The following is a 25,647-nucleotide window of genomic DNA, read 5'->3' on the forward strand; positions in this document are numbered from 1 at the left end:
TCAAGATCGAACGACATGCAAAAAATAACCATACTTCTCCTAACCTTTTGCTGGTTCTCCTCCTGTGAGGACGATCTTAACCTCACGCCCATTTCCGAAGTAGGCAGCAACGGCTTCTTTAGCAGTGCCGGTGACTTCCAACAGGCGGTGAACGGCGTTTATGCCAGCCTCGGCGTATCCGGAGGTGGGGATTATCCGGCCATGTATGTGATCCTGGATGAAAGCAGGTCCGACAACATCTATTCTCCGGGGGATGCCGGGGTCCGGGACTGGAACGCCATTAACAATTTCGAACCCACCATTGCTACCCTGGGATCAATTGACCGTGCCTGGAACCTCAACTTCAATGCGATCATGCGCGCCAACACCGTTCTTGACCAACTGGCCGAAAACGCCGGCGTGATCGGGGATGCCGATCTGGCCACCCACTTCGAGGCGGAAGCCAAATTTCTACGGGCCTTTTTCTACTTCGATCTGGTGAAGTGGTACGGGCGGGTTCCCCTGATCGAAACCTTCGTTTCCCCCGATGAAGCCCTGGAAATTCCCCGCGCCCCGGTGGAGGATGTCTACGCACTAATCCTTTCCGATCTGGAATTCGCGATGAATAACCTGCCGGAAAGCTACTCCGGTAGCGAGCGGGGACGCGCTACGTCGCTGGCGGCCAAAGCTATTCTGGCCCGGGTATACCTGACCCGGTCCGGCCCGGAACTTCACCCCGATGGCCCGTGTCTGGCTTCGGGAGAATACGACCTGGCGGCCGCGATGCTGGACGATATCATCAACAGCAACCAATTTGCGATGCTGGACGATTACGGGGCCATTTTCAGCTACACCAATGAAGGCAATTCCGAGATCGTATGGGACGTGCAGTTCATCAGCGGTGGCGTCGGTGCGGGCGGATACTACCCGACGGAGTACTACGACGAAGGGTGGGCGCGCGTCTATCTTCCCTTTCCGGGGGGGAATCCCGGTGACGGTGCCAAGCGGGTTTCCGACGATCTCCTGAATAGCTTCCCGGAGGGTGACCTGCGGGTCGAGCACACCTTTAAGCTGAATTACATCAACGATAACGGTGAGGAGGTGGATGCCCAATTCTTCGATAAGTACACCGATGAGGATATGGCCGGCGGCGACCGTTTCGACTGGTCGCTCAATTACCCGATCATGCGCTACACCGACGTACTGTTGCTGCGGGCGGAATGTACCCTGCAGGGTACTTCGGGGTCCCAGGCCGACGTGGACGCGGCGGTCAACGCGGTGCGCCGGCGCGCAGGACTGGAGGAGGTTTCCGATGTCGATCTGGGTAAGCTGCTGGAAGAGCGCCGCCGCGAGTTTGCCGGAGAAAACCTTCGCTGGGACGATCTGGTACGGACGGGTACCGTACTAGAGGTCATGAATGCTTTCATTGCCACCGAAGACGCGAACAACAAGATGCAAACGGTGACGGTGGAAGATATCATCTACCCGATTCCCCAGCAGCAACTCGACGTCAAGCAGGGGTTGTACGAGCAAAATCCTGGCTACTAATCATTTCGGGCGTTGGAGTCGGACGAAGCCCAGTTTACGTATTCGATCATGAGTACCTTTTATCGTATTGCTTTCAGCTGCTGGCTGTTGTTGTCGGCTGCCTCCCTGAGTGCGGAGCTACGGCTTCCCGATGTCTTCACCGATCACATGGTGCTGCAGCGAGATCAGCCCGTTCCGGTTTGGGGGAAGGCTTCCGCTGGAGCGACCATTACGGTACGCTTCGCGAAACAGACGGTGCAGGCCGTAGCTAATCAGGAAGGGCACTGGAAACTGATGCTGAATCCTATGGAGGCTTCCGCCGAACCCGCGACCTTATCCGTCAGTGGAGATGGTAGCCTGGAGTTGGAGGATGTACTGGTCGGTGAGGTTTGGCTGTGTACCGGCCAGTCGAACATGCAGTGGCGATTACTGGAATCCGCCGGGGGCGCGGAAGCCATTGCCGCGGCCGATTTTCCTGAGATTCGTCTGTTCAACGTGAGCCGGTCGGTGGCCTTCGGCCGGGAGGAAGGCCAGCTCGCCAGTTGGGAGCTAATCTCACCCGAGACGGTACCCGAGTTTTCCGGTATCGGTTACTTCTTCGGAACGGACCTGTACCGTCGGCTTGGTATTCCCATCGGGCTGATCAATGCTTCCTACGGTGGTTCCCAGGCCGAAGCCTGGACGCCTCGCTCCTACCTTGCGGCCGATACGGCCCTGTTACCGACCATTGAACGGGAAGCGGTCTGGGCGGCGGAACGACCACGGGTGCAGGCGGAATTCGACCGGGCTATGGTGGAATGGGAATCAGCCCGAACGGCGGCGGCGGAGAGCGGTGTTCCCGCGCCCCGGCGCCCGCGTGTTCCGGATGCGTTGCGCGATTACCGCATTGCCGGCTCTATCTATCGGAACATGATCGAACCGCTCATTCCCTTCGCCATCCGGGGTGCCCTCTGGTACCAGGGTGAGTCGAACGAGGAGCGTGCCGAGCAGTACGAAGGGTTGCTGACAACGATGATCCGCTCCTGGCGGGAAAAGTGGGAGCAAGGCGATTATCCCTTCGCCATCGTACAGCTACCCAATTTTCGGGCGGTAGCCGAGGCACCGGAAGATGAAGCGTGGAGCCATTTACGCGACCGGCAGCGACGCGTAGCGGAAACCGTACCGAATACCGGCCTGATTGTAACGATCGACCTTGGAGAAGCGGACGACATTCATCCCCCCAACAAAGCGGACGTCGGTCTGCGGCTGTCGCGTTGGGCGCTGGCGGACGTATACGGTCAGGAGATAGTGGCCGGTGGCCCCCGGTTCCAACGGGCCGAGTTTACCGATGGGGAAGCCGTGCTCTACTTCGATCGGGTAGGGGAGGGCCTGACCACGAGTGACGGAGCAGCGCCCGCGGAATTCGCCGTGGCGGGTAGTGACGGCACGTGGGACTGGGCAGAAGCCGAAATCGTCGCGAAGGACAAAATTATCGTGCGCTCGGCAGCGATCGACCGACCCGTTGCGGTACGCTATGCCTTTAACCGGAATCCGGCCCGGCCGAATCTGACCAACGACTCCGGCGTGCCCGCATCTCCCTTCCGGACGGACGATTTTACCGGTCCGACCCACGGCCTTCGGTAATGCAAATTCGATCAAGAAAAGACTATGAAACACTTCCTCGGCTTATTGGTCCTCTTCTCTTTGGGCGTATCCGCTCAGGGCGATCCACCGGTGCTGATGACGGGGGAAGGGGGCACCATGCCCGGCGAATGGATAGACGAAACAACCGGCCACCGGCTGGTGCGCCTGACGGACGCGGACGATACGCGGAGCTTCTATTTCCACAACGATCCTTTCCTTCCGACGGCTGATGGGCAGGATAACCTGATGGTTTATTACGGGGAGGTTGACGGGGATTTACAGCTGTTCACGCTCAACCTGCAGACCAAAGAAACCGCGCAGCTGACGACCCAGCCCGGCCGCAAACACGGGGAGATCGTGGCCAAGAATCGACGGGAAGTCTTTTACCAAATTCGCGATACCGTCTTTGCGACCCACGTGGATACGAAAGTAACGCGCGAGGTCTTCGTATTTCCCGATGATTTCAAAGCCTGGATCACCACGCTGAATGCGGACGAGACCAAGCTGGCGGGCACCTGGTCGTCACCGGAAAAAGACAGCATTCTGGAGGCGTACCCAAAAAAAAGCGAATTTTTCGAACGCATATTCGACGCGGAGATACTGCACAAACTATTCGTGGTCGACGTGGACAACGGGTTCCTGGAACCCATCCACTCCGAACAGACTTGGCTGGGCCACGTCCAATTTTCTACTACCGATCCGAATACGCTCATGTTTTGCCACGAAGGCCCCTGGCACAAGGTGGACCGTATCTGGAACATAGACCTGGCTACCAAGGACATCACCAAGATTCACGAGCGCACCGTACACCGCGAGATCGCCGGCCACGAATTCTGGAGCCGGGACGGGAATACCATCTGGTACGATCTGCAGATACCCCGCGGAGAAACCTTTTATCTGGCCGGCTACGATACCCGCTCGAAGGAATTGAGGAAATATGCTATGGATCGGAACGAGTGGTCCATTCACTTTACTATTTCGCCCGACCAGCAGGTGTTTGCCGGCGACGGGGGAGACCCCTCCCAAGTTGCCGGGGCCGAGGACGGCCGGTACATCTATCTCTTCGAACCGCGGCAGGATTCGCTGGCATCGACCAAACTCGTGAATATGCAACACCACGATTACCAACTGGAGCCTAACGTTCACTTTACCCCTGACCAGCAGTGGATCGTATTCCGAGCGAATTTCGAGGGCAGTAGCCACATCTACGCCGTAGCGATTAAACCCTATCCATGACCGATTCAACCGCCGATACTTGGTATTCATTCGTTCGGAAAGCCGCAACGGTGCTCCTCCTCACCTGCGCCGGCTGGGGGAGTTGTCTGACGGCACAGTCGGACCTTCCCGACTGGCCCGAAGTTACCGCCGAAACAAGGCCCTGGACCCGCTGGTGGTGGCACGGTAGCGCGGTCACGGAGGCCGGTATTACCTCCGAGCTGGAAACCCTGGCCGCAGCCGGATTCGGCGGGGTAGAACTCACGCCCATCTTCGGGGTAATTGGCGAGGAAAATCAGTTCGTGGACTACCTATCGAAGGATTGGGTCGATTTGCTGGTCCATACCCTCACCGAGGCCGACCGGTTGGGTATGTTGGTGGACATGGCGACCGGCACCGGTTGGCCGTTCGGTGGTCCATGGGTGACCGAAGCAGACGGGGCGAAGTATTTGGCTCACCGGACGTATGCGTTATCGGAGGGAGCGTCCCTACCCGATAAGATTTTTTACGAGCAGGAAGCCATCGAGCGTCGGGCCAGTAGTCCGGTACTGACGGCCTACCGGCTGGCGGAGGAAAGGGGGCAGGCCTACGCTGACATCAGCGGTGAGGCCGTGCGGGCGGCCATGCAAGCCGAAGACACCGAACTCGCCCCGGACTTTATGGAAACGGGAGATCTACAGGCCCTGGCCATTGACCAGGTCCGTTTTGCGCGCTCCCTCCCGCCGGTAGCGGTAATGGCCTACGGACCGGACGGGGAAACGGAAAACCTGACCGATCAGGTAGGCGCCGACGGCACGCTGGCCTGGACGGCTCCGGCCGGAGAATGGACAGTCATCGCGCTTTTCGCCGGCCAACACGGCAAAATGGTAGAACGGGCCGCGCCGGGAGGCGAAGGCTTGGTGATCGATCACTTTTCGACGCCGGCGATCGAGCATTACCTCGAACGGTTTGACGAAGCGTTTGCCGGGAAGGATATCAGCGCACTGCGGGCCTTTTTCAACGATAGCTACGAAGTAGATGACGCCCGGGGTCAGGCTAACTGGACGCCTGAGTTTCTGTCCGCTTTCCGGGATAAACGCGGGTACGACCTGCGCGAGCAACTACCCGTTCTCTTCAGTGAGGAAGATGACCACCACCCGCGCGTACTGACCGACGTACGGGAAACCTTCTCCGATCTGCTGCTGGAAACGTTTACCCACAGCTGGGACGAGTGGGCCGATTCCCACGGAGCGGCTATCCGAAACCAGGCGCACGGCTCTCCCGCCGCCATCCTGGATTTGTACGCCGCTTCCGATATTCCGGAAACCGAAGGTACTCAGCCGCTGCGGATCAAATTCGCCACCTCCGCCGCCCACGTCACCGGTAAGCCGCTGGTGAGTGCCGAAGCGGGGACCTGGCTCGGCGAGCACTTTGAATCCAACTGGGCCGATCTAAAGGAAAATCTGGACCGCTACTTCGTCAATGGCGTGAATCACGTCGTCTACCACGGAAATGCCTATTCGCCGGCGGAAGCGATTTACCCGGGTAGACTCTTTTACGCCGCCTTCCACGCTAACAGCCGGAACCCGATGTGGCGGGATCTTAAGGCCCTTAATGATTACGTGTCCCGCACCCAGTCCGTATTGCAATCGGGGGAAGCGGACAACGACATCCTGCTTTACTTCCCGATCCATGACCGCTACGCCACGCCCGGGCCGGAGATGCTTCAGCACTTTGACGGACACGGCCCTACGCTGGATAATTCGGAAGTAGGCCAACTGGGCGAAGACTTGCTCGAAGCGGGCCATGCTTTCGATTTCATCTCCGATCGCCAGCTGGAATCAGTCACGTATGCTGACGCCCTGGTCACCGGCGACGCTACTTACCGGACTATCGTTGTCCCCCGCACCACCTACATGCCGCTCGGCAGTTTCAGGAAAATGGTGAGTCTGGCCGAAGCCGGGGCGACGGTGATCTTCCACGGCCGACTGCCCGAGTCGGTTCCAGGACTGCACGATTACGAAAGTCGCCAGGAGGAGCTGCGGGCGATTGCCGCGCAACTTTCCTGGAACCGGACAGCTAACGGCATGGAAGCCCCGGTCGGAGCCGGTCGATTGATCGCCGGCCCGGATGTCCTGGCCGCGCTGCACGCGGGCGGGGTTCAACCCGAGCAACTGGTGGAAAAGGGGTTGGAGTACCAACGACGCGATTACGCCGGCGGTACCCTGTACTTTCTGGTGAATGCGACGACTTCCGCAACGGATGGCTGGGTATCGCTCCGGGCGAAGGGGAAAGCGGCGGCCATCCTGGATCCCATGACCGGGCAGCGCGCTTCCGCCCGGATCCAAACCGACGAGGAAGCCTCCATCAACGTGTGGCTCCACCTGGCAGCCGGCGCCGCTACCTTCGTGTGGGTTAGTCCCGAGGCAATAGCCGGAGACAAGTGGGCCTACTTTCAACCAAGTGGAAGAACACAGGAGCTATCCGGTGAGTGGAATTTGGACTTCTTAACCGGCGGTCCGGATCTTCCCGCCGCGACGGAACTGGACCGTCCGCAGTCGTGGACCGAACTAGGTGATGATAAGCACCGGACCTTCGCGGGTACGGGACGCTATACCGTCCGCTTTCCCCGCCCCCAAGGGGGGGGAGATACCTATTTATTGGACCTGGGTAAGGTATACGAAACCGCCAGCGTCCGATTGAACGGTGATTCGCTTGCCACCCTGGTCGGGCCGACCTATGAACTGGAAATCCCGGCACGGCAACTGCGAAATGAGAACGTACTGACCATTGACGTGTCGAACCGCATGATCAACCGCATCATCGACCTCGACCGCCGCAACGTATTCTGGAAACGCTTTTACAACACGAATTTCCCCGCCCGCCGGGGCGAGAACCGGGGCGCCATGGGCCTCTTCGATGCTGGGGCATGGGAGCCGGTTCCCTCCGGGCTGGTCGGTCCGGTGACCCTGACCCCCGGCCGCTCTTTCGATAATTATTAGCGCATTCAAGATTCCATTTTGCCCTTAGTACCGCCATGCCGACGCTTACTTGCCTTCCTGCTTACCGTGGGGGGGATAACCCTCCTGACCGCGCAGGTGGATTCGTCGGCGTACTGGCACGGTATTCCTCGCAGCGTGCGCTACGTCCCCGAAGGCCGGACGTTTGCCATCGAAAACGGGGAGCGCCGCTTTAACCGGGCATTGTACGGCGGCCCGAGCGGCTTTCGGGTGGAAGCGGGCGACGTACCGGAGTTTGCGCTTTACCGGCCCCGGTTGGCCGGCACGCTGCGCTTCGGGATCGCAAACGGTCAGGAGAGCCGGTGGCTGATCGATGCGGATCGCATACGCGCCGTCTACGACCCGGGTAAAATGCGCTACACCATCACCGATCGCCTGCTGGGTACGGACACCCTCGAACTGGAAGTGCTGGCCCTGCGCGATACGGACGGTATGGTATACCGTTTTCGTACTTCGGCGGCCGTACCGGATGCCGAATTTATCCTGGCCTTCGGCGGCGCCTCGGACAAGCGCTTCAGCCGCGAAGGGGACATCGGCGCGGACCCCGAGTCGGTATTTTACCTGATGCCGGATCATGCGATCGGTAACGAATTCACGCTAAACGGCTCCGCATTCGGGCTGACGTACGGCAAATCGGGCGGCGGAGCGCAGGAAGCAGGCAAACAACTACGGGGCGCCTTTTCGGAGCGAAGTACCCTGCATCTGGCTGATGCTAGTCGGCAGGAAAGTCCCCGGCATTTACAAGCTTCCTCCGCGGACGACCACCCGGTCCTCACCGCCCTGACGACCCTCGATACCGAATGGCAATACGGGGTAGTGATCATGGGGACAGACGGGGCAACCACGGATCACGACAGGCTCCCCGCCATGTTTCACCGAGCGGATGAGCAACGGCTGGAACTCGTCAACCGGGTTCGGGTAACCACCCCCGATCCCTATATCAATACGCTGGGTGGTGCCCTTGCGGTGGCGGCAGACGGCATCTGGGAGGACCCGGCTTACCACCACGGAGCGATCGCTTGGCGGCAGCAACTGGTCGGCTGGCGCGGCGCCTACGCAGCCGATCCGCTGGGATGGCACGACCGGGGACGGACGCACTTCACCGCCTACGCCAAGTCACAACTCACCGAGCCCGCCAGCGGACCGGTGGTTCCGGACACCTCCCGCAACTTCGCTCGCCAGGTGGAGGAGATCGGTACCGCCGTTTTCACCGCAGGGTACATTTCCCGCTACCCGGGAGGAGAGCGGCTGCGCGCGCACCACTACGATATGAACCAGGTCTACATCGATGCCCTGCTGCGGCACCTGGATTGGACGGGCGACCTGCATTTCGCCGGGCAGCTGTGGCCCGTGATCGAGCGGCACCTGGCCTGGGAAAAACGCAACTTCGACGTCGACGGCGACGCCCTGTACGATGCCTACTGCAGCATCTGGGCCAGCGATGCGGTACAGTACAGCGGTGGTGGGGTCACGCACGCCTCCTCCTACCACTACTACGCCAACGCGCGCGCGGCCGAATTGGCCGAACGACTGGGTAAAGACCCCGAACCCTACCATCGGGAAGCCTCTAGGATCCAGGCCGCCCTGAACGAAAAACTCTGGCTTTCGGAGCAGGGGACCTTCGCCGAATACCAGGACCTGCTCGGCCTCCAGCTACTACACACTTCCCCCGCCATTTGGACGGTCTACCACGCGCTCGACAGCGAGGTGCCAGACCCATTCCAGGCCTACCAACTGACCGATTACGTACAGAGGAAAATTCCGCGCATCCCCATTCGGGCCGAGGGCCTGACCGATACCAGTTTGTATACCATCTCCACCACCAACTGGCTGCCCTATACCTGGTCGGTGAATAACGTGGCCCTCGCCGAAGTGATGCATACTTCCCTGGCCTACTGGCAGGCCAACCGCCCGGAAGCTGCCTTCCACCTCTGGAAAGGTGGCCTCCTGGAAAGCATGTACCTGGGGGCCTCCCCCGGATCCATCCAGCAGCTTTCCTTTTACGACGCGATTCGGGGGGAACTGTACCGCGACTTCGCCGACCCGATCGCCATGGTTACCCGCTCACTGGTAGAAGGACTCTTCGGCGTCCGACCCGATATGCTCGACGGAAAGATGGTCATCGAACCGGGCTTCCCGAACGACTGGGAACATGCCTCGATCTCCCTGCCGGATATCGATCTGGCGTTCCGCGAGGAGGGGGCGGGAGCGCAGTATATTCTGACAGCGAGGCTTCCGGAATTAGAGGAATGGGATCTGCGCATCGCACCTAAACGAACTATTGAAGCGGTCCGGGTGAACGGTCAGCTCGTGGATTACACCTTCCAAGCGGATGCCGTCGGGCAACCTGTAATCCGCGTCACGGCGCCGGCGGGCACCGCCGATACGTTCCATATCCAATACGGGACAGCGGAGTGGATGCGCCCTGCATACCCCTCGGAAATGGTGACCGGAAAACGCTACGATTGGAATCAGCCGGGAATTGCGCTGCTGGAAATTCACGATCCGCAAGGGGTGTGGGCGTCGGTTCAGCTTTCGGATGACCGACTCCAGGGGACGGCCTCCCAGATCACCGGAGTACATACCTTTTTCGTACGACTGCGGCAGGGGGAGGTGGAATGGTGGACGCCGGTTTCCGTCACCCTTGTCCGCCCGATGGACCTGCGCTTCGACGCAAAAGAAAACAACTGGCGCGTCCGAAACAACACGGGTCAGCCGCAGGAAATTAGCCTGTACGCCGGTGGAGGGAACGCCCGGGTTTTCGATACCCGTCAACTTAAGCCGGGGGAGGTGATTCGGGTCGGCGTACCGGATAGCGATCGTGTCGGCTACGGTACGACGCGGGTACAACTGACCGGCCAGGAGGGGGTAAGCGTAACCGCCAGGCACACCGACTGGTCCGGTAGTTTTCCGCCGAACGCGGCTACCGATTACGTGGATGTGAGCTCCCACGTCAATTCCCCCGTCGGGGACATCTTCAAGGCACAGTATTACACACCACGGCCGGAATCTCCAACCGTGCAGCTACCGGTAACCGGTATCGGCAACTGGTGCTATCCAAACGTGGAGGTCAGCATCGACCCTTCCGGGCTGTGGGCGGCGGCGGGTGCCGACCGGGTAGTTGAACTGCCATCCGGGCTTCCCTTTCAATTGGCAGCGGGTCCGGAAGTGGACAACATCGCCTTCACTTCGCGGTGGGACCGGTTCCCCGACTCGGTGGCCATACCCCTGACGGGCAAGGCCAGGCATATTTACTTTCTCCTGGCGGGCTCCACGAATCCAATGCAGAGCCGGCTCGATAACGGTATGGTGGAGGTAGGGTACGCCGACGGTACCAGCAGCCAACTCCTGCTCCGTAACCCGGATAACTGGGTACCCATCGAGCAGGATTACTACCTGGATGGCTACGCTTTTTACACCGACGAAGCCCGACCGCCGCGGGTGCACCTGAAGGACGGAACCGTTCCCGAGGATCCCCAATACATCGACATCAAAGGATTTTCGACCACCGGCATTGACGGCGGAGCGGCCACCGTACTCGACCTGCCCCTCGACCCCGGAAAGGAATTGGCCTCGCTCACGGTGCGAACCCTGGCGAACGACGTGGTCATCGGGCTGCTCGCAGCAACCCTGGTGCGGCCCTGAGGAAAATACTTACCCTACTTATTCGAATACCCCCCTTAAGGATCTACATAGCACAGCAAAACTTATGAAATACCTTCTTTTCTTAGTGCCCGTCCTATTCCTGGCGTGTCACCGACCGACGGAACTCCCGGAACCGGAATCTACCCTGGAAAGTATGCGCAAGGCCAATGCCTACTTTATGGAGAAATGGCCGGACACGGGCAAGCGCATCGTGACGAACCGATCACGGGCCAGTAATATCTGGACGCGGGCGGTGTATTACGAGGGGCTGATGGCGCTGTACGACATCGATCCGCAACCGCAATACTATCAGTACGCCACCGACTGGGCCGATTTTCACGAATGGAATCTCCGCGACGGGGAGACCTACACCCGCAATGCGGATAACCAGGCGGCCGGGCAGACCTACATCCAGCTCTACCAGATCGACCCCCAGCCCGAACGCATCGAATACATCCAGGCGTCCATCGATAGCATGATGGTGACCGACAAGGTCGACGACTGGAACTGGATCGACGCCATCCAGATGGGCATGCCGGTGTTCGCCCAACTGGGAGTTCTGCACGACGACCCGCGCTACTTCGACCGGATGTACGAGATGTATAGCTTCACCAAGAACGAGCACGGCGAAAACGGGCTTTACAACCCCGAGGATCACCTTTGGTGGCGGGATGCCGATTTCGACCCGCCCTACACGGAACCCAACGGAGAAGACAGTTACTGGTCGCGGGGCAACGGCTGGGTCATCATGGCCCTGGCCCGGGTGCTGGAGATTCTGCCCGAGGACGACCCCCACCGCGAGGAATACATCGCCGACTTCCGGAACATGATGGACGCGGTTCTGGAGGTGCAACGCGAAGACGGTTTCTGGAACGTCAGTCTCCACGACCCCGGCAACTACGGCGGCAAGGAAACCTCGGGTACCGCCATGTTCACCTACGGCATGGCTTGGGGCATTAACCACAAGATCCTGGAGCGGGGGAAATACCTGGCCCCCCTGGCCAAGGCCTGGAACGCCATGGTCGACGAAGCCCTGCACGAGAACGGCTTTTTAGGCTACGTCCAGAGTACGGGCAAGGAGCCCAAAGACGGCCAGCCCCTGAGCTACGATAAGGTCCCGGACTTCGAGGATTACGGGCTGGGGGCCTTCCTGCTCGCCGGCACGGAAATTTATAAACTGGAACAACGCAATTAACGATCACCGTCACTCCCGGTATTCCCAAAATATAACCACATGAACCTATTTTTCTATACCCCCCTTTGCCTATTCCTGGGCTTGCTTTCGGGATGCGCCACGAACCAACCGGAAGGGGAGGGGGATCCCGTTTCCCTGACGGTCGACGCGAACGGCTACCCCCGCTTGGCGGTCGCCAATCCGGCCGGTGACTCGGTTATCCTGCAGTCACCCGCCCCCTCCGTCGGTAGTATCGGCTTCGAACGTGACGGCCGGGCGACCTGGGTCAGCGGATCCCCGACCAGCCAGGAGCAGACCGACGGCGTGGCCACCTACACCTGGGCGACGGACAATGGGAACGTAACCATGGAGATCAACTCCGGCAACGGGGAAGACCTCACGCTGCGGCTCACCACCGACAGTGAGCTGGAGGGGCACAACCACTGGCACGTCAATTTCGCGGCCGATAGCGAGGAGTACTTTACCGGTATCTTCGAGCGGGTGGTCGACGGCGACCAGGGTGAGTCCTGGAAGGACGGCGTCTCCACCGGCCTCAATCTTCGTGGCGAGCGGGTAGAAATGCACCTCAAACCCACGGTTTCTGCCTACGCGCCATTCTACATTTCCTCCTCGAGCTACGGTTTCTTTGCCCAGGGCACCTGGCCGGGCGTCTTCGACTTCGCAAAAGAATACCCGAATACCGTGCAGGTTTCCTTCGAAGGGCCGGAACTGGAATACAAACTCTACCTCGGCAAGGGGGTAAAGGAGATCGTGCAGCAGCATGCCCTGGAGACCGGCCCGTCAGTTGTGCCCCCGGACTGGGCACTCGGTCCCTGGCGGTGGCGCGACGAGCATTTCAACGAGACGGCCTACTTCGACGGAACACCCAAGAACGCTCCCTACAATACCGACATCGTCGAGGACGTGCTGATGATGGAAGCCTTCGACATCCCTTTCACCGCGGTGTGGATCGACCGGCCGTGGGGACCGGGCGTACGGGGGTTCGACGACTACGAATTCGACACCGAGCGCCTGCCGCAGCCGGAAAAGATGATCGACTGGCTTAACGACCACGGAGCGGAGCTCATGCTCTGGATCGGACCCTTCGTGATGGGCGATATGGCCGACTACGCCGAAGACAACAACTTCGATCTCCAGAGTAACCGCTGGAAAGACTCCCGCCAGGTGCTGATGGACTTCACCAACCCCGAAGCCGTGGAGTGGTGGGCCGAAAACGGACCCGGTAAACTGGCCCGCATGGGCGTCAAAGGCTTTAAGCTCGACCGCGCCGACGGAGAAAAACTGCAGGATTCCCTGCACCTGACTACCCACGCCGGGACCACTTACCGCGAGAATTTCAATGACTACCCGCGCCAGTACGTCGAAGCTACCTACCATGCCGTCCAGCCGGTACTGGGTGATGATTTCGTCCTGTTTCCCCGGGCCCAGTACACCGGTAGCGCCCGGTGGGGTAGCATGTGGGCCGGTGATACCAACGGTAAACCGGAGGGTCTGCGCTCGGCCGTCATCGCCCTGCAGCGCTGCGCCGTAATGGGCTACCCGGTATGGGGATCCGACATCGGCGGTTACTGGGGCGACTACACCCAGGAGACCACCAAGCGTTGGTTGGGTCTCGGGTGTTTCTCCCCCATCATGGAAACCGGACCGACCAATAACGAGGGACTCTGGAACAACCCCGAGGATCCCGTCTACGACGAAGACCTGATCGCTACCTGGCGGCTATACTCCAAGCTCCGGATGGACCTGGTCGACTACGTCAGCGAACAGGCCGAGCTCGCCCGGGAAACCGGTACGCCCATCGCCCGCCCGCTGTTTCTCGACTATCCCGACCAGGAAGAAGCCTGGGAAGACTGGCAGACCTACCTATTCGGCCCCGACTTCCTAGTATCGGTGGTATGGGAAAGCGGCGTGAACGAGCACCGCCTCTACCTGCCCGCCGGCGAACGGTGGATCGATGCCTGGAACCCCGACAGCATTCTCGAGGGCGGTCAGTACGTCACGGTCGATGCCCCTCCGTATAAGACGCCGGTCTTCATCTGGGAAGGTTCCGGCCGGGAGCTGAGAGATCTGAATGCCCTCTACCAGGAATCGCTGGAGATCGCCGCCAAGCGACCCGATCTCGCCGCCCTGGAAGCCGCTGAAGAATGGGAATAGTCCTGCGGCATATCACTGTCCTGGCGTGTCTCGCTTGGGCTACCACCGTGTTGGCCCAGACCACCGACCGCCCCAACATCGTCTTCATCCTGGCGGACGACCTGGGTTACGCCGATCTCGGCTCCTACGGCCAGACCGTGATCCGGACGCCGAACCTCGACCGACTGGCCGAACAGGGTACCCGCTTCACCCAGGTGTACGCCGGGTCGACCGTTTGCGCGCCCTCCCGTTCGGTGTTGATGACCGGCCAGCATACGGGCCACACTACCGTCCGTGGCAACAACGGCATCGGTGGGGTAGTGGGCCTGGGCGGTGCGGAGGGGCGGATACCGCTCCAAGCCAGCGATACGACGGTGGCGGAACTGCTACAACAGTCCGGCTACGCTACCGGGATGATCGGTAAGTGGGGGCTGGGCGAACCCGCGACGGAAGGCTTACCCGCGGCGCAGGGATTCGACTATTTCTTCGGCTTTCTGAATCAGCGGCGGGCGCACACCTACTTTCCCGAATACGTCTGGCGGAATAACGAACGCGTCGATTTTCCCGATAACGTTGGGCACCGGAAACAAGATTATATTCAGGACCACTTCCTGGCCGAATCCCTGCAGTTCGTCGATGCACACCGGAAGGAACCGTTTTTTCTGTACCTGCCCTTCACCCTTCCCCACGACGACTACGAAATCGACACCCTCGGCCGCTTCGTGGATTCGCTTTCCTGGTCACCTGACGAGCGGGCCTACGCCGCGATGGTCGAACGCTTGGACCGGGACGTGGGCCTGCTCCTCGACCGACTAGAGGAAAATGACCTGGCGGATCGGACCGTCGTGTTCTTCTGCTCCGACAACGGGGCCGCCCAACGGTGGGAGGGCCGTTTCGACAGTTCCGGTCCGCTCCGTGGTCGCAAGCGGGACATGTACGAGGGCGGACTGCGCACCCCGATGATCGTCCGCTATCCGGGCCGCGTACCCGCCGGTACGGTGAGCGAAGTGCCGTGGAGTTTCGTCGACGTGCTGCCTACGCTGAGTGCCCTCGCCGGGATAAACCTTCCTGCGGGGACCGACGGCACCAACGTATGGCCGCAGATTGCGGGCGAGGACCCTGGGCAGCCGGTGACGGATCGCACTTTCTACTGGGAGTTCCACGAAGGTGGTTACCAGCAGGCGATTCGCCGGGGGCCGTACAAGGCCATTCGCACCGCCCCCGACCTGGATTGGGAACTCTATAATCTGGAGGACGATCCGGGGGAAGCCAACGATCTGGCGGTCCGGGAGCCCACGGTCGTCCGGGAACTAGCCAACTTAGCGGAAGCGGCCCACCGGCCCTCCGCTTTTTTCCCCGTTCGCAGCAAGGGCCGCCGCTCTAAAGTGTTGTTGATCGGTGACTCCACGGTTAACAATGGCAGTGACGATGGTGATTTATGCGGTTGGGGAGAGGTACTGAGCCCGTACTTCGATTCCAGCGCCGTGGAGGTAGTCAACGCCGCCCGGGGTGGGCGGAGCAGTAAAACCTACTACAAAGAAGGTCTGTGGGCTGAGGCGCTAGCCGGCCTGGAGGAAGGTGATTTTTTGCTCATCCAATTCGGTCACAACGACGGCGGTCCCATTTTCGCAGGCAAGGCGCGGGGAAGTCTCCCCGGTACCGGCCCCGAATGGCAAAGTGGAACGGATGCCACAACCGGCCGGCCGGATACGGTCCGCACGTACGGATGGTACCTTCGCCAGTACGTACGCCAGGCGAAGGCCGTCGGTGTCACGCCCGTCGTGTGCTCGATGGTCCCCCGCAACCGGTGGGAGAACGGCCGAACCGAGCGGACTGCCGACTCCTACGCCGGCTGGGCGAAAACCGTAGCCACGGAGGAAGGGGCTTTCTTCATCGATCTCAACGAACGGGTAGCGGCGGTATACGATCGAGTGGGGGAGCAGGAACTTTGGAACACCTACTTTAAGGACGACCACACCCACACGACTTGCTACGGAGCCGAACTGAACGCCCGAACGGTGGCTACGGCCCTCGCTGAGTTACCCGTCCCGGGTCTGACCGATTTGGTCAGGATTCCGCAAGTGGGTGACAAGCGCTAAACGGCGTAACCCAACTCCCGGAGCAGATCCTCCGCGGCACTCGTTGCGGCCCGATACTTTTCTTCGCCCTGGTTTTGCTTGGCAATACTGATGGACCCGGTACGGGCCTTTTCCAGTCGCTTGCGCAGGGCAGGAGACATACGATTACCGAGAAAGGCAAGAATCTTTTCGGCCTCTTCGATCGGGGAGGATACGAAATCCTCGTACTTGACCTCCAGGTAGCGGTCGGGCCCCAGGGGTGCCAGGCGGCGCGCCCGCAGGACCATCTCCCGCCACATGATGGCGTAGCGGACGAAGGGGTCGGCATGGATGAATGAGTCCCGGTCGGCGGCGGGTACCCACCAGGGAACGATGGTGCCGTCTACCATATCGTAGGGACCAACCTCGGAAATCTTGTTCTGGGTCAGTTCCGGCGATTGCAGCACGCGATCGCTCAGGGCATCGGGGTAGCGGCGCACCATGGAATCGGCGTTGTCTCGCCCGTCCCGAATAATGTGCACGAAGCGGGCATTCGTAAACTCCTCGGCGAAGGCCTCGGCGGCGAAACAGAGGAAGGGCTCTTTGTAGCAGAAGACGGCATCGTCCATGCTTGGCGGTCGGAGAAATTCCTGGAGGGAATTATTCCGGTAGTATAGGTTTTTAAGCCGTTCGCCCCGGTAGTATCGCCGGCGCCAGAAAGACTGCCAAAAAATGTCCCGGATGGATTGCATGAGCGTTTTGACCGCCGAGGCATTCGGGTTGCCGAACCGTTCCCCGTCTTCCGTCATGCTTCCTATCAGATGCATCATTCGCGGTGGAGCGAGGATGCCGACGTATTCTTCCACGCCCTTGATTCCTCCTACGCAATCGGAGAGAAAGGTGGTACCGCTGCGGGGACAGCCCAGTATGAAGATGGGCGGATTATCGTCGAGTCGATAGGGGCTGTCTTCCAGGGGAAGTCCTAAATCATTGGCCATTTGGGTATTTTCGGTTAGTGAGCGGTACTGCGGCGGTAACGGTGGAAACGGCCGGAATAGGTTGTAAACGGAGGTAAAGCTAAAGCATTTCGTGGTAAGCCTTTTTTCCCGCGCCCCGGCGCAATCCGAAAACTCAGTAGATGGAAAGGCGGGAAAGGGTAGGGGGAGCCAGCGCCTCGGTGATTTCGACGATTACCTCACTGGTGGTGGTTCGCTCGACGGGTAAGATGCGCTGGTATCCTACCGTCTGTCCGGATCCAATCTCCTTCATCCGTCCGCCCACGTTTGCCAGCACCCGGAAACCGGCGATGCGCTGTCCGAGGGGTAGATACTCCTGCAGGTGGACGTAGGCGATGGACTTAGGTTCCAGCAGGTTCACGGTGATCCGTCCGATGGTCGCCGAGTCGTCGGTCGCCCAATAGGTCTCGGGGTCATTGTCGAGCAGCATGGCGGCCGAAAAGTCCTCGTGGTTGCCCCGGTAGTGATCGGCGTTGGCTACCGCGTCGGCTGCCAGGTCGGTGGCGAAGGTGGAATCGATCAGCTGCCGCCAGCGCCGAAGACTGGCCACGTCGTTTTCGTGGATCAGTCCGCGGCGGTCCGGCGGTACGTTAAGCAATAAGACGGAGCCGCGACCCACCGAAGTCAGGTAGATTTCGAAGAGTTCTTCCGCCGTCTTTACCCGGTCGTCCTCCTCCGGATGGTAGAACCAACCGGGCCGGATGGAAACGTCGACCTCGGCGGGGATGAAGGACTTCGCCCCGGGAGTGCCGTGATTTAGCAGCTCTTCGATTCCGGCCTTTCCGGCATAAATCGTATCGGTATCGATGGTATTCCAGTTCGGGTCGCCGACGTAGCCGCGCTCGTTGCCCACCCAGCGGATGTCGGGGCCGGCGTCGCTGAAAATGATGGTCGACGGGTCGGGTTGCAGTTCGCGCACCATGCCCAGGGTGGTTGGCCAGTCGTAGTAGTAGCGGCCGTTGATGGCGCGGGTCTCGTTGGCACCGCCGTAGTAGCCGTCGCCGCCGTTGGCCCCGTCGAACCACATTTCGAAGATCGGACCGTAATTTTCGAAGACTTCGGTCAGCTGGTTGCGGTAGTAGGCTACGTAGGAGCTGTCGCCGTAGTCGGCGCGGTTGCGGTCCCACGGGGAGAGGTAAATACCGAACTTCATACCGTGGCTGCGGGCGCTTTCCTCCACCATTTTAACGAGGTCCCCTTCCCCGTTCATCCACGGCGACTCCTCTACCGAATGGTCGGTATACTCGCTTGGCCACAACACGAAGCCGTCGTGGTGCTTGCCGGTCAGGACAACCCCTTTGAAGCCGGCCCCGCTCAGTACGTCCATCCACTGATCGGTATTCAGGTCGGTGGGATTGAAAATTTCCGGCTGCTCGTCGCCGAAACCCCATTCCAGGTTGGTGAACGTGTTGGTGGTGAAGTGGATAAAGGCGTTCGTTTCCATGCCTAGCCACTCCAGCTGCGCTTGGGTGGGCAGCGCGCCGTAGGGCTCGGGTGGGGCAGGGGGCGGCGGAGCGCAGGATTGGGGGCCAATCAGGGCGACCAACAGGCCGGCCGTCAGGAGTGCGTACAGTCGGGTCATAGCTTGCTCTGGGAAGCTCAATCTAGTGAGGGGTTGCCAATACCGTAAAATCCGGCGGCATTTTTTCCGAAAATCGCGTGTTTTTCGGATTCGGACAGCGCTGCACAGGCAAATTCAAGTGCCCGCAGCTGCGCACTGTATTCGGCGGCCACGAGGCAGACCGGCCAGTCGGAACCGTACATCACCCGCTCCGGCCCGAAGGCCTCCAACACCACTTCGATGTAGGGCTGTAGCAGTTGCGGCGTCCAGTTCCGGTCGTGGACTTCCGTCACCATGCCGGATAGCTTACAGTATACCTGCTCGTGGCCGGCCAGTGACTCGATCTGGTTCCGCCATTCCCGGTCGGGTTGGCCGGCGATGACCGGCTTGGCGAGGTGGTCGAGTACGAAGGGCTGATCGGGATAGGCGGCGACCAGCCGAATACTTTCCGCCAGCTGGTGGTGGTAAATCAGGATATCGTACGTCAACCCGAATTCCCGGAGTGCCGAAATACCCCGCCGGAAGTCCGGGCGGTCCATAAAGCCCGGCGGCTCGGCCTGTACGACGTGCCGCATGCCCACTAGCAGGTCGGCGTCATCGTAGCGTTCCAGTTGCTCCTTCACCCCCGGATCGCAAAGGTCTACCCAGCCCACGACACCCCGGATAAATGAATGTTGCCGCGCCAGCTGCAGTAGGAAGTCGGTTTCCGCAAGCGACTGGTCCGCCTGTATGGCGATGCATCCGTCAATGCCATTATCGGCGAGGAGTGGCTGCAGGTCCGGGGGCAGAAAATCACGCCGGATGGCTTGCATGGATTCGTCGATCCAGGCGTCGCGAACGGGGTCGTAGTTCCAGAAATGTTGGTGGGCGTCGAGGGTCATAGGGCATGCTTCAAACCGGACACCAATATATTCATCGCCGCGCGATAGGAGTGAATGACCCCGTATTTCGCGGGTGCTAATGTGGTCAAGGACCGAAGTAAGGGATCGCGCAATTATAAGTGTGCCATCTGGGACGAAGTTATTTTGCGTGCTAGCGAGGCAAAAAACGTAGGCGAAGCCCCGCTTCGTCGAGGCTTTTTAACGAAGCTAGCACGTAAAAGAACAAGTATCCAGGGGCATAACTTATTGTTGCGCGATCCCTAAGGGCGGGCTATGACTTGCCATGGCGGCGCCGGGCGGCCGTAATGAAAACCTTACCTGCCCCGGACACCTCAGGGGTAAAGACCCGCCAGGTCCAGTGGGCTGAACTTCCATCCAGCTGTTGGGCACCACGCTGACAGCGTCCTAGCTCCTCCCTACTTCGATCCTTGAAACTAATTTACCCGTACGAAGCGATAATCGATTACCTGATCGGTTACCGTTGATGCTCCCGCGACGGTCCGGGTAACGGCCCCCTTCGCTTCGATTTGCAGCTCGGTATCCGTGAGGGTGACGATGGTGACTTCCTGGCGGTTATCTCCTTGATTAGCCGTTAGTACCATTTTGTCGCCGGTAACCTCAAAGGTTCCATCGGAGAAAAGATCGGACATGCCCACGACCTGGGTGGTCGTCTGACCTAGCATATCGAAGGTCATTTCCATATTCAGTGAACCGCTGACGTTAAACTGTTTGGCGGTGGTAAACTGAATTTCGTACGTGGTTGGCTGAACCATCAGAAGGGTCAAATCGGATTTGAATTCAGTTCCGCCGAAGGAGGTGGTGATTTGTCCACCTCCCGATCCGGATTCCATCCGCCAGGTTCCGACGATTTCGCCAGTATAGGGACTGACCTCGTCCTTTTCGCAGGAAGTGAAGAGGAAGGGAAGACAAAACAGGAGGCATACGAGGGTGCGCATAGTGTAAAGGGGTGAGTATGTGTAAAGAATAAATGCAAATAGGCGGCCGATCCATAGGGAAGGGTCACCTACGCTCATAGATCTGGGTGGCCTGACTGCGGGTCAGGAAATAGGGCATGTAGAAGGAATCGACGACATCGTAAGCAATCGCCAATTCACCTTCGTTCAGGGTAATGACCGTTGACTCTTGGCGATACCCTTGCTCGTCGGTAAGCGTGAGCGTCGACCCCGCGAGTTCCCAGCTTACTTTGCCGGAAATGGCTCCGGCGCTGATTAGGGTATCGCGCTCGCCGCTGTTCCTGCGGGTCCGTTCCAGGGTAGTAGCTCCCAGGGAAGTGATTTCCTGGGGATTTTCGTGAAAGCTTATCCGGTAATTCGATGGCTCGATCATGCGCGTATCGATAAATCGCGAAGCTTCGGCCGGATCCTGGGAGAGGTAGGTGATCAATCCCGTAGAAGATACCATTTTCCATTCCCCGGGGAGCCCGTCGGGGGGTAGCGGTTCGTTGGTATTCGGGTCACAGGATACTACCAGGACAGCGAGGAATGCACTTATAACGGTATGACCAAGCGGGCGCATATTGCGGCTAAATGGGGGGGATACATGTATAGGTAAGCCTACGCTATGGATAGATACGCTTATTGGCGGATACCTAAAGTCAAAAAGGCATTAGGTATCACCGTATTATCCGAGCCTTCACAAGGTATGCCGAAAGTTGCTAAATCGGCTTATCCCGGTATACCATCTCCAGACTTTAACGTTGTGATTAATCGGGATTGTTTTGTGTATTTAATGCTAATCCCGCCGTTCTCACTTTTGGGTATTGCAGCAGCGGCGGTATGCAGGATTCTTGCCCTTCGGTCGTACCGTAGCCATTCCTCCCCGTGGTCATGCTCCATTCGAAGGGCATACTTTCCGGTGGTGCATCCGCTAACCCGGGCCGGATTCCTCCCCTCGGCGGTAGCTGGGGAAGGGCGCTCTACTTACTTAGCGCGGGGGGAATCCGGTTGACAAGCTTGGGCCAAGCTGCTTAGGTACTGCACGATCTAGCTGACAACGCGCCTGACGATCCACCGATCAAACCCCCGTACGTTCAAAGCCTCACGGGCCGATTCGGGTAACCTTCCAATAGCTTTAAAGCGAGAACTGCTGGTCATGCCTACCGCAAGGTGGAATGCTCCGTATCATTCCGGGCCGCAGCATGGGTGTAGCGTAGAACAATGAACCGGGTTAGCATCGAATTTTGGTCAGTCACTACCTTAGAGGCTTAATCCCCACAGATGAAATCCTACGTAACGATCGGCCTGCTCCTTCTCTGTTCCTGGGCCTGGGCCCAGCCCAACGCGGACAGTTCCGAACTAGCTGAATTTTTTCAACCCCTGAAGTACCGGAACATCGGGCCCTTTCGTGGAGGCCGCTCCGTCACCGCCACCGGCGTGGCGGGCGATCCCCTGACCTATTACATGGGTACCACCGGGGGTGGGGTATGGAAGACCACCGATGCCGGGCAGCACTGGAAAAACATTTCCGACGGCTACTTCGGAACCGGTTCGGTGGGGGCCGTAGCCGTCTCCCGTAGCAACCCCCGGGTGGTGTACGTGGGCATGGGCGAACACGCCCCCCGAGGGGTGATGACTTCCCACGGCGACGGAGTGTATAAATCTACCGACGGCGGAAAAAGCTGGCGGCACCTGGGCCTGGAAAATACCCAGCACATATCCCGCGTCCTCGTTCATCCCGACAACCCCGATCTGGTTTACGTCGCGGCCCAGGGGCAGCTTTACGGGGGCAACGAAGAACGCGGGGTGTACCGATCTACCGACGGCGGGGAGAGTTGGGAAAAGCTACTCTTCGTCAACGACCTGACCGGGGCGGTCGAGCTGAGCCTGAACCGCTCGAACCCCCGGGAGCTATACGCGGCCATGTGGCACCACCAGCGGCTGCCGTGGCAGGTGGTCAGCGGTGGCCCGGGCAGCGGACTCTATAAATCCATCGATGGTGGCGATACGTGGGAGGAAATGACCGACGGCCTGCCGGAAGAAATGGGTAAAATGGCCGTCGCGGTAGCTCAGTCGAATACCGACAAAGTTTACGCGCTCATTGAAAGCGATTCGAACGCCGACAAGGGCGGCTTATTCGTGAGCGAGGACGCGGGAGCAAGCTGGACCCGGGTAAGCGATGACAACCGACTCACCCAGCGGGCCTGGTACTACACCGAAGTATTCGTCGACCCAACGAATGAGAACGTCGTCTACGTCCTCAGCGCGGATGCCCTGCGCTCCATTGACGGCGGCAAAACCTGGGAGGAGATCAGCGGAACCCACGGCGATTACCACGATCTGTGGATCAACCCCAACAATCCCCGCAACCTCTGCATCGCTAATGACGGGGGAGCAGCCATAAGCTTCGACTACGGGGAAAGCTGGTCGACCCAGGATAATATGCCCACCGGGCAGTTCTACCGGATCAATGTCGACAACCAATATCCTTATCGTATTTACGGCGGGCAGCAGGATAATACTTCGGTAGCGATCGCCAGCATGTCACCCGGGAGCTCGGGGATCGCGCGCCAGGACTGGTCGCCCTCCGCCGGGGGGGAAAGTGCCTTTCTCGCTTTCGATCCAGACAACCCCCGTTACGTACTGGGGGGGAGCTATCTGGGAACCATCGAAGTGCTGGATAACGAAGCGAAAGCAAGCACGAACATCATGGCCGCGCCGATCCAGTACCTGGGTCGGGAAGCCCGGGACATGAAATATCGCTTCAACTGGAATGCGCCGATCATCCGTTCCCGCCACGAGCCCAACACCTTTTACCATGCCTCCCAAATCCTGCTTCGAACCCGGGATATGGGCAAAAGCTGGGAGGAAGTTAGCCCGGATCTAACCCGGAACCAGGACGATAAGCTGGGACCCGGCGGCGGGCCCTACACGAACGAGGCGGTCGGCGCGGAGAACTACGGCACCATCAGCTACGTCACCGACTCCCCCCACGAAGCCGGGGTGATCTGGGTTGGCACCGACGACGGTAAAGTCCAGTTGACGCGCAATGGCGGAGACAGTTGGGAGGACGTTACGCCGGAGGGGCAGGGCGAAACATTGGTCAACGCCATCGATGTATCGCCCCACGACCCCGGTACGGCCTTTATCGCCACCACCCGTTACAAATTTAACGATCACCGCCCCCGGCTGCTGAAAACAACGAACTCCGGCAAGGCCTGGACGGAGATCACCGGCGACTTACCCGCCGGTGCGTACACGCGCGTGGTGCGTCAGGATACCGAGCGCGAGGACCTGCTGTTCGCCGGAACGGAAGCGGGGCTCTTTGCCAGTTTTGACGGTGGGGAGCACTGGCAGCGGTTCAACCTGAATCTGCCGGTGACGCCCATTACCGATCTGCTGGTGGCGCATGACGACCTGATTGTTGCGACCTCCGGGCGGGCATTCTGGATCCTCGACGACCTGGAGCTGGTCCGGCAATACGACGGTACGCCCCGGAGCGTGCAACTGTATACGCCCGCCCCGGTCATTTTAGGCAATCACCGGAGCCAAATGGACCGGAGTCAGGCGACCTTCGACGGTACCGACCTCTTGGAAGGCGTCAACCCCGCTAGCGGTGCGGTGATCTACTATACGCTACCGCCGAACCAGGATTCCGCCACCGTCACATTGACCATCACCGACCAGGCGGGAAAGGTCGTTCGGGAATTCACCAGCGATCAACCGGCGGCGGAAACGTACGCCGGTGGCCCGCCCGCTCCCACCGAGCTGCCGGCCGCGGCGGGACTGAACCGTTTCGTGTGGGACCTGCGGCATGGATCGTTGACCGGTGCCCCTGCTGCTTACATTGAGGGCAGTTTCCGCGGACGTCGCGTCGGGCCCGGTACCTACTCGGCCAAGTTAACCGTAGGAACTACTTCCGAAACAGCGCAGGTATTGGTGCAACCCAACCCCACTTACGATCTGACGCCGGAAGCGTACGTCGATTACGATGCCTTCATGTCGGAAGCGGAAGGGAATTTCAACGAAATGCACGGGATGGTGAACGAGCTCCACGCGATCAATCAACAACTCGGGCGCCTCACGACCAAACTGGAAGAGGAGGGGCATACCGAACTGCTCGCCAAAGCGCGGGATTTACAATCGGAGGTGACGAACTGGGACGACCTCATGATCCAGCGAAAGTCGAAAGCCTACGACGACGTAGAGAACTTTCCCAACCGATTTACGGCGAATTACCTTTTCGTGCTGAACCACGCCGAAAGTGGCCTGCCCCGCGTTAACGACGCGACCCGGGAGCGCTTGGAATTACTGAATCAGGAGTGGCAGCAACTGAAGGTAAAGGGGGATCAGCTGTTGAACGAGCGGGTACCAGCTTTCAATCGCCAGCTATGGGAAGCGAATATCGGCGCGATATGGCTGGAGTAACAAACAGTCAGCGATCTTACCGCTCCTCGGTGTTGACCGGGAGGGTAAGACTGCCGATGTGTTGGCGATAAATCGTCGCCGAAAAAACCTGAACGCGGAATATCAAAGAAGGGTTAGCTCTGGCATAGCCCGCTTTAACCCGATGGTTAAAACTTGGGGACGGTATGCGGAAACTCAACGACCTACGTTACTAACTTCTTATTTGCCGGCGGGATAATTTTTCGTCCCTTAGGTAAGGACGCGAAAATCACCGTCAGCGCAGCATGGGTGGTGAGCAGGGATGTACGGGGTGGGGGTTACCGGGAATAGTGGGTCGGCACTCGATTCGGAATAATTCTTGAAGTCATTTCCTGAACCGAAACGAGCACCGACGCTAGAGAGACACTATGAATTTGAACACAACACTCCTACGTAATCCCTTGGCTAAGGGGT

General features: G+C 59.6%; 14 protein-coding genes. 9 read left to right on the forward strand and 5 right to left on the reverse strand.

The window, feature by feature from the left end:
* The first annotated feature begins 15 nt into the window (after positions 1-15).
* From CLV84_RS13810 to CLV84_RS21865, 8 genes are all read left to right on the forward strand, one after another.
* On the forward strand, positions 16-1,527 hold the full coding sequence (locus tag CLV84_RS13810; protein WP_104420372.1) for a RagB/SusD family nutrient uptake outer membrane protein: 1,512 nt from the start codon (positions 16-18) through the stop codon (positions 1,525-1,527).
* Positions 1,528-1,575: 48 nt separating this feature from the next.
* The gene (locus CLV84_RS13815; RefSeq protein WP_146088812.1) at positions 1,576-3,129 is read left to right on the forward strand and encodes a sialate O-acetylesterase; all 1,554 of its coding nucleotides are present in this window, start codon (positions 1,576-1,578) and stop codon (positions 3,127-3,129) included.
* A 24-nt stretch (positions 3,130-3,153) separates the two neighbouring features.
* Positions 3,154-4,365: an oligogalacturonate lyase family protein gene (locus CLV84_RS13820; protein WP_104420374.1), complete on the forward strand. Its 1,212-nt coding sequence runs from the start codon at positions 3,154-3,156 to the stop codon at positions 4,363-4,365.
* Positions 4,362-7,325: a glycosyl hydrolase gene (locus CLV84_RS13825; RefSeq protein ID WP_104420375.1), complete on the forward strand. Its 2,964-nt coding sequence runs from the start codon at positions 4,362-4,364 to the stop codon at positions 7,323-7,325. Before CLV84_RS13820 ends, CLV84_RS13825 begins: the two co-directional genes overlap by 4 nt.
* A gap of 135 nt (positions 7,326-7,460) precedes the next feature.
* Positions 7,461-10,988, forward strand: a complete 3,528-nt coding sequence (locus CLV84_RS13830) for a DUF4450 domain-containing protein (protein ID WP_170067709.1) — start codon at positions 7,461-7,463, stop codon at positions 10,986-10,988.
* A 64-nt stretch (positions 10,989-11,052) separates the two neighbouring features.
* Entirely contained in the window at positions 11,053-12,183 is a 1,131-nt protein-coding gene (locus CLV84_RS13835; RefSeq protein ID WP_104420377.1) for a glycoside hydrolase family 88/105 protein, read from the forward strand.
* 39 nt (positions 12,184-12,222) lie between these two features.
* Complete coding sequence (locus tag CLV84_RS13840) at positions 12,223-14,337, forward strand: TIM-barrel domain-containing protein (protein ID WP_104420378.1); 2,115 nt, start codon at positions 12,223-12,225, stop codon at positions 14,335-14,337.
* A complete protein-coding gene (locus CLV84_RS21865; protein ID WP_170067710.1) occupies positions 14,328-16,415 on the forward strand; it encodes a sulfatase-like hydrolase/transferase in 2,088 nt (695 codons plus the stop codon). The genes CLV84_RS13840 and CLV84_RS21865 overlap by 10 nt, the downstream gene beginning before the upstream one ends.
* Here the strand turns inward: CLV84_RS21865 and CLV84_RS13850 are convergent.
* The 5 genes from CLV84_RS13850 to CLV84_RS13870 form a co-directional block, all read right to left on the reverse strand.
* Positions 16,412-17,371, reverse strand: coding sequence for a sulfotransferase family protein (locus tag CLV84_RS13850; protein ID WP_104420379.1), 960 nt, complete (start codon positions 17,369-17,371; stop codon positions 16,412-16,414). The genes CLV84_RS21865 and CLV84_RS13850 overlap by 4 nt on opposite strands.
* 133 nt (positions 17,372-17,504) lie before the next feature.
* Positions 17,505-18,971 carry an alpha-L-fucosidase gene (locus CLV84_RS13855; protein ID WP_104420380.1) on the reverse strand — a complete coding sequence of 489 codons (1,467 nt, stop codon included), beginning with the start codon at positions 18,969-18,971 and terminating at the stop codon, positions 17,505-17,507.
* 17 nt (positions 18,972-18,988) lie between these two features.
* Positions 18,989-19,831, reverse strand: coding sequence for an amidohydrolase family protein (locus tag CLV84_RS13860; RefSeq protein ID WP_104420381.1), 843 nt, complete (start codon positions 19,829-19,831; stop codon positions 18,989-18,991).
* A 434-nt stretch (positions 19,832-20,265) separates the two neighbouring features.
* Positions 20,266-20,787 carry a lipocalin family protein gene (locus CLV84_RS13865; RefSeq protein ID WP_104420382.1) on the reverse strand — a complete coding sequence of 174 codons (522 nt, stop codon included), beginning with the start codon at positions 20,785-20,787 and terminating at the stop codon, positions 20,266-20,268.
* A 64-nt stretch (positions 20,788-20,851) separates the two neighbouring features.
* On the reverse strand, positions 20,852-21,367 hold the full coding sequence (locus tag CLV84_RS13870; RefSeq protein WP_146088814.1) for a hypothetical protein: 516 nt from the start codon (positions 21,365-21,367) through the stop codon (positions 20,852-20,854).
* Between the two features lie 701 nt (positions 21,368-22,068).
* On the opposite strand from CLV84_RS13870, the gene CLV84_RS13875 reads away from it, so the two are divergent.
* Complete coding sequence (locus tag CLV84_RS13875; protein WP_104420384.1) at positions 22,069-25,215, forward strand: VPS10 domain-containing protein; 3,147 nt, start codon at positions 22,069-22,071, stop codon at positions 25,213-25,215.
* Positions 25,216-25,647: the final 432 nt, after the last annotated feature.

The organism is Neolewinella xylanilytica, from assembly GCF_002934605.1.
In the GTDB taxonomy this organism is placed as follows: Bacteria; Bacteroidota; Bacteroidia; order Chitinophagales; family Saprospiraceae; genus Neolewinella; species Neolewinella xylanilytica.

Coding starts and splice junctions, on each gene's coding strand:
- CLV84_RS13865 (WP_104420382.1), bottom strand. CDS start 20,787: ATGCGCACCCTCGTATGCCTCCTGTTTTGTCTTCCCTTCCTCTTCACT.
- CLV84_RS13850 (WP_104420379.1), bottom strand. CDS start 17,371: ATGGCCAATGATTTAGGACTTCCCCTGGAAGACAGCCCCTATCGACTC.
- CLV84_RS13810 (WP_104420372.1), top strand. CDS start 16: ATGCAAAAAATAACCATACTTCTCCTAACCTTTTGCTGGTTCTCCTCC.
- CLV84_RS13870 (WP_146088814.1), bottom strand. CDS start 21,367: ATGCGCCCGCTTGGTCATACCGTTATAAGTGCATTCCTCGCTGTCCTG.
- CLV84_RS13840 (WP_104420378.1), top strand. CDS start 12,223: ATGAACCTATTTTTCTATACCCCCCTTTGCCTATTCCTGGGCTTGCTT.
- CLV84_RS13855 (WP_104420380.1), bottom strand. CDS start 18,971: ATGACCCGACTGTACGCACTCCTGACGGCCGGCCTGTTGGTCGCCCTG.
- CLV84_RS13860 (WP_104420381.1), bottom strand. CDS start 19,831: ATGACCCTCGACGCCCACCAACATTTCTGGAACTACGACCCCGTTCGC.
- CLV84_RS13835 (WP_104420377.1), top strand. CDS start 11,053: ATGAAATACCTTCTTTTCTTAGTGCCCGTCCTATTCCTGGCGTGTCAC.
- CLV84_RS13875 (WP_104420384.1), top strand. CDS start 22,069: ATGAAATCCTACGTAACGATCGGCCTGCTCCTTCTCTGTTCCTGGGCC.
- CLV84_RS13815 (WP_146088812.1), top strand. CDS start 1,576: ATGAGTACCTTTTATCGTATTGCTTTCAGCTGCTGGCTGTTGTTGTCG.
- CLV84_RS21865 (WP_170067710.1), top strand. CDS start 14,328: ATGGGAATAGTCCTGCGGCATATCACTGTCCTGGCGTGTCTCGCTTGG.
- CLV84_RS13825 (WP_104420375.1), top strand. CDS start 4,362: ATGACCGATTCAACCGCCGATACTTGGTATTCATTCGTTCGGAAAGCC.
- CLV84_RS13820 (WP_104420374.1), top strand. CDS start 3,154: ATGAAACACTTCCTCGGCTTATTGGTCCTCTTCTCTTTGGGCGTATCC.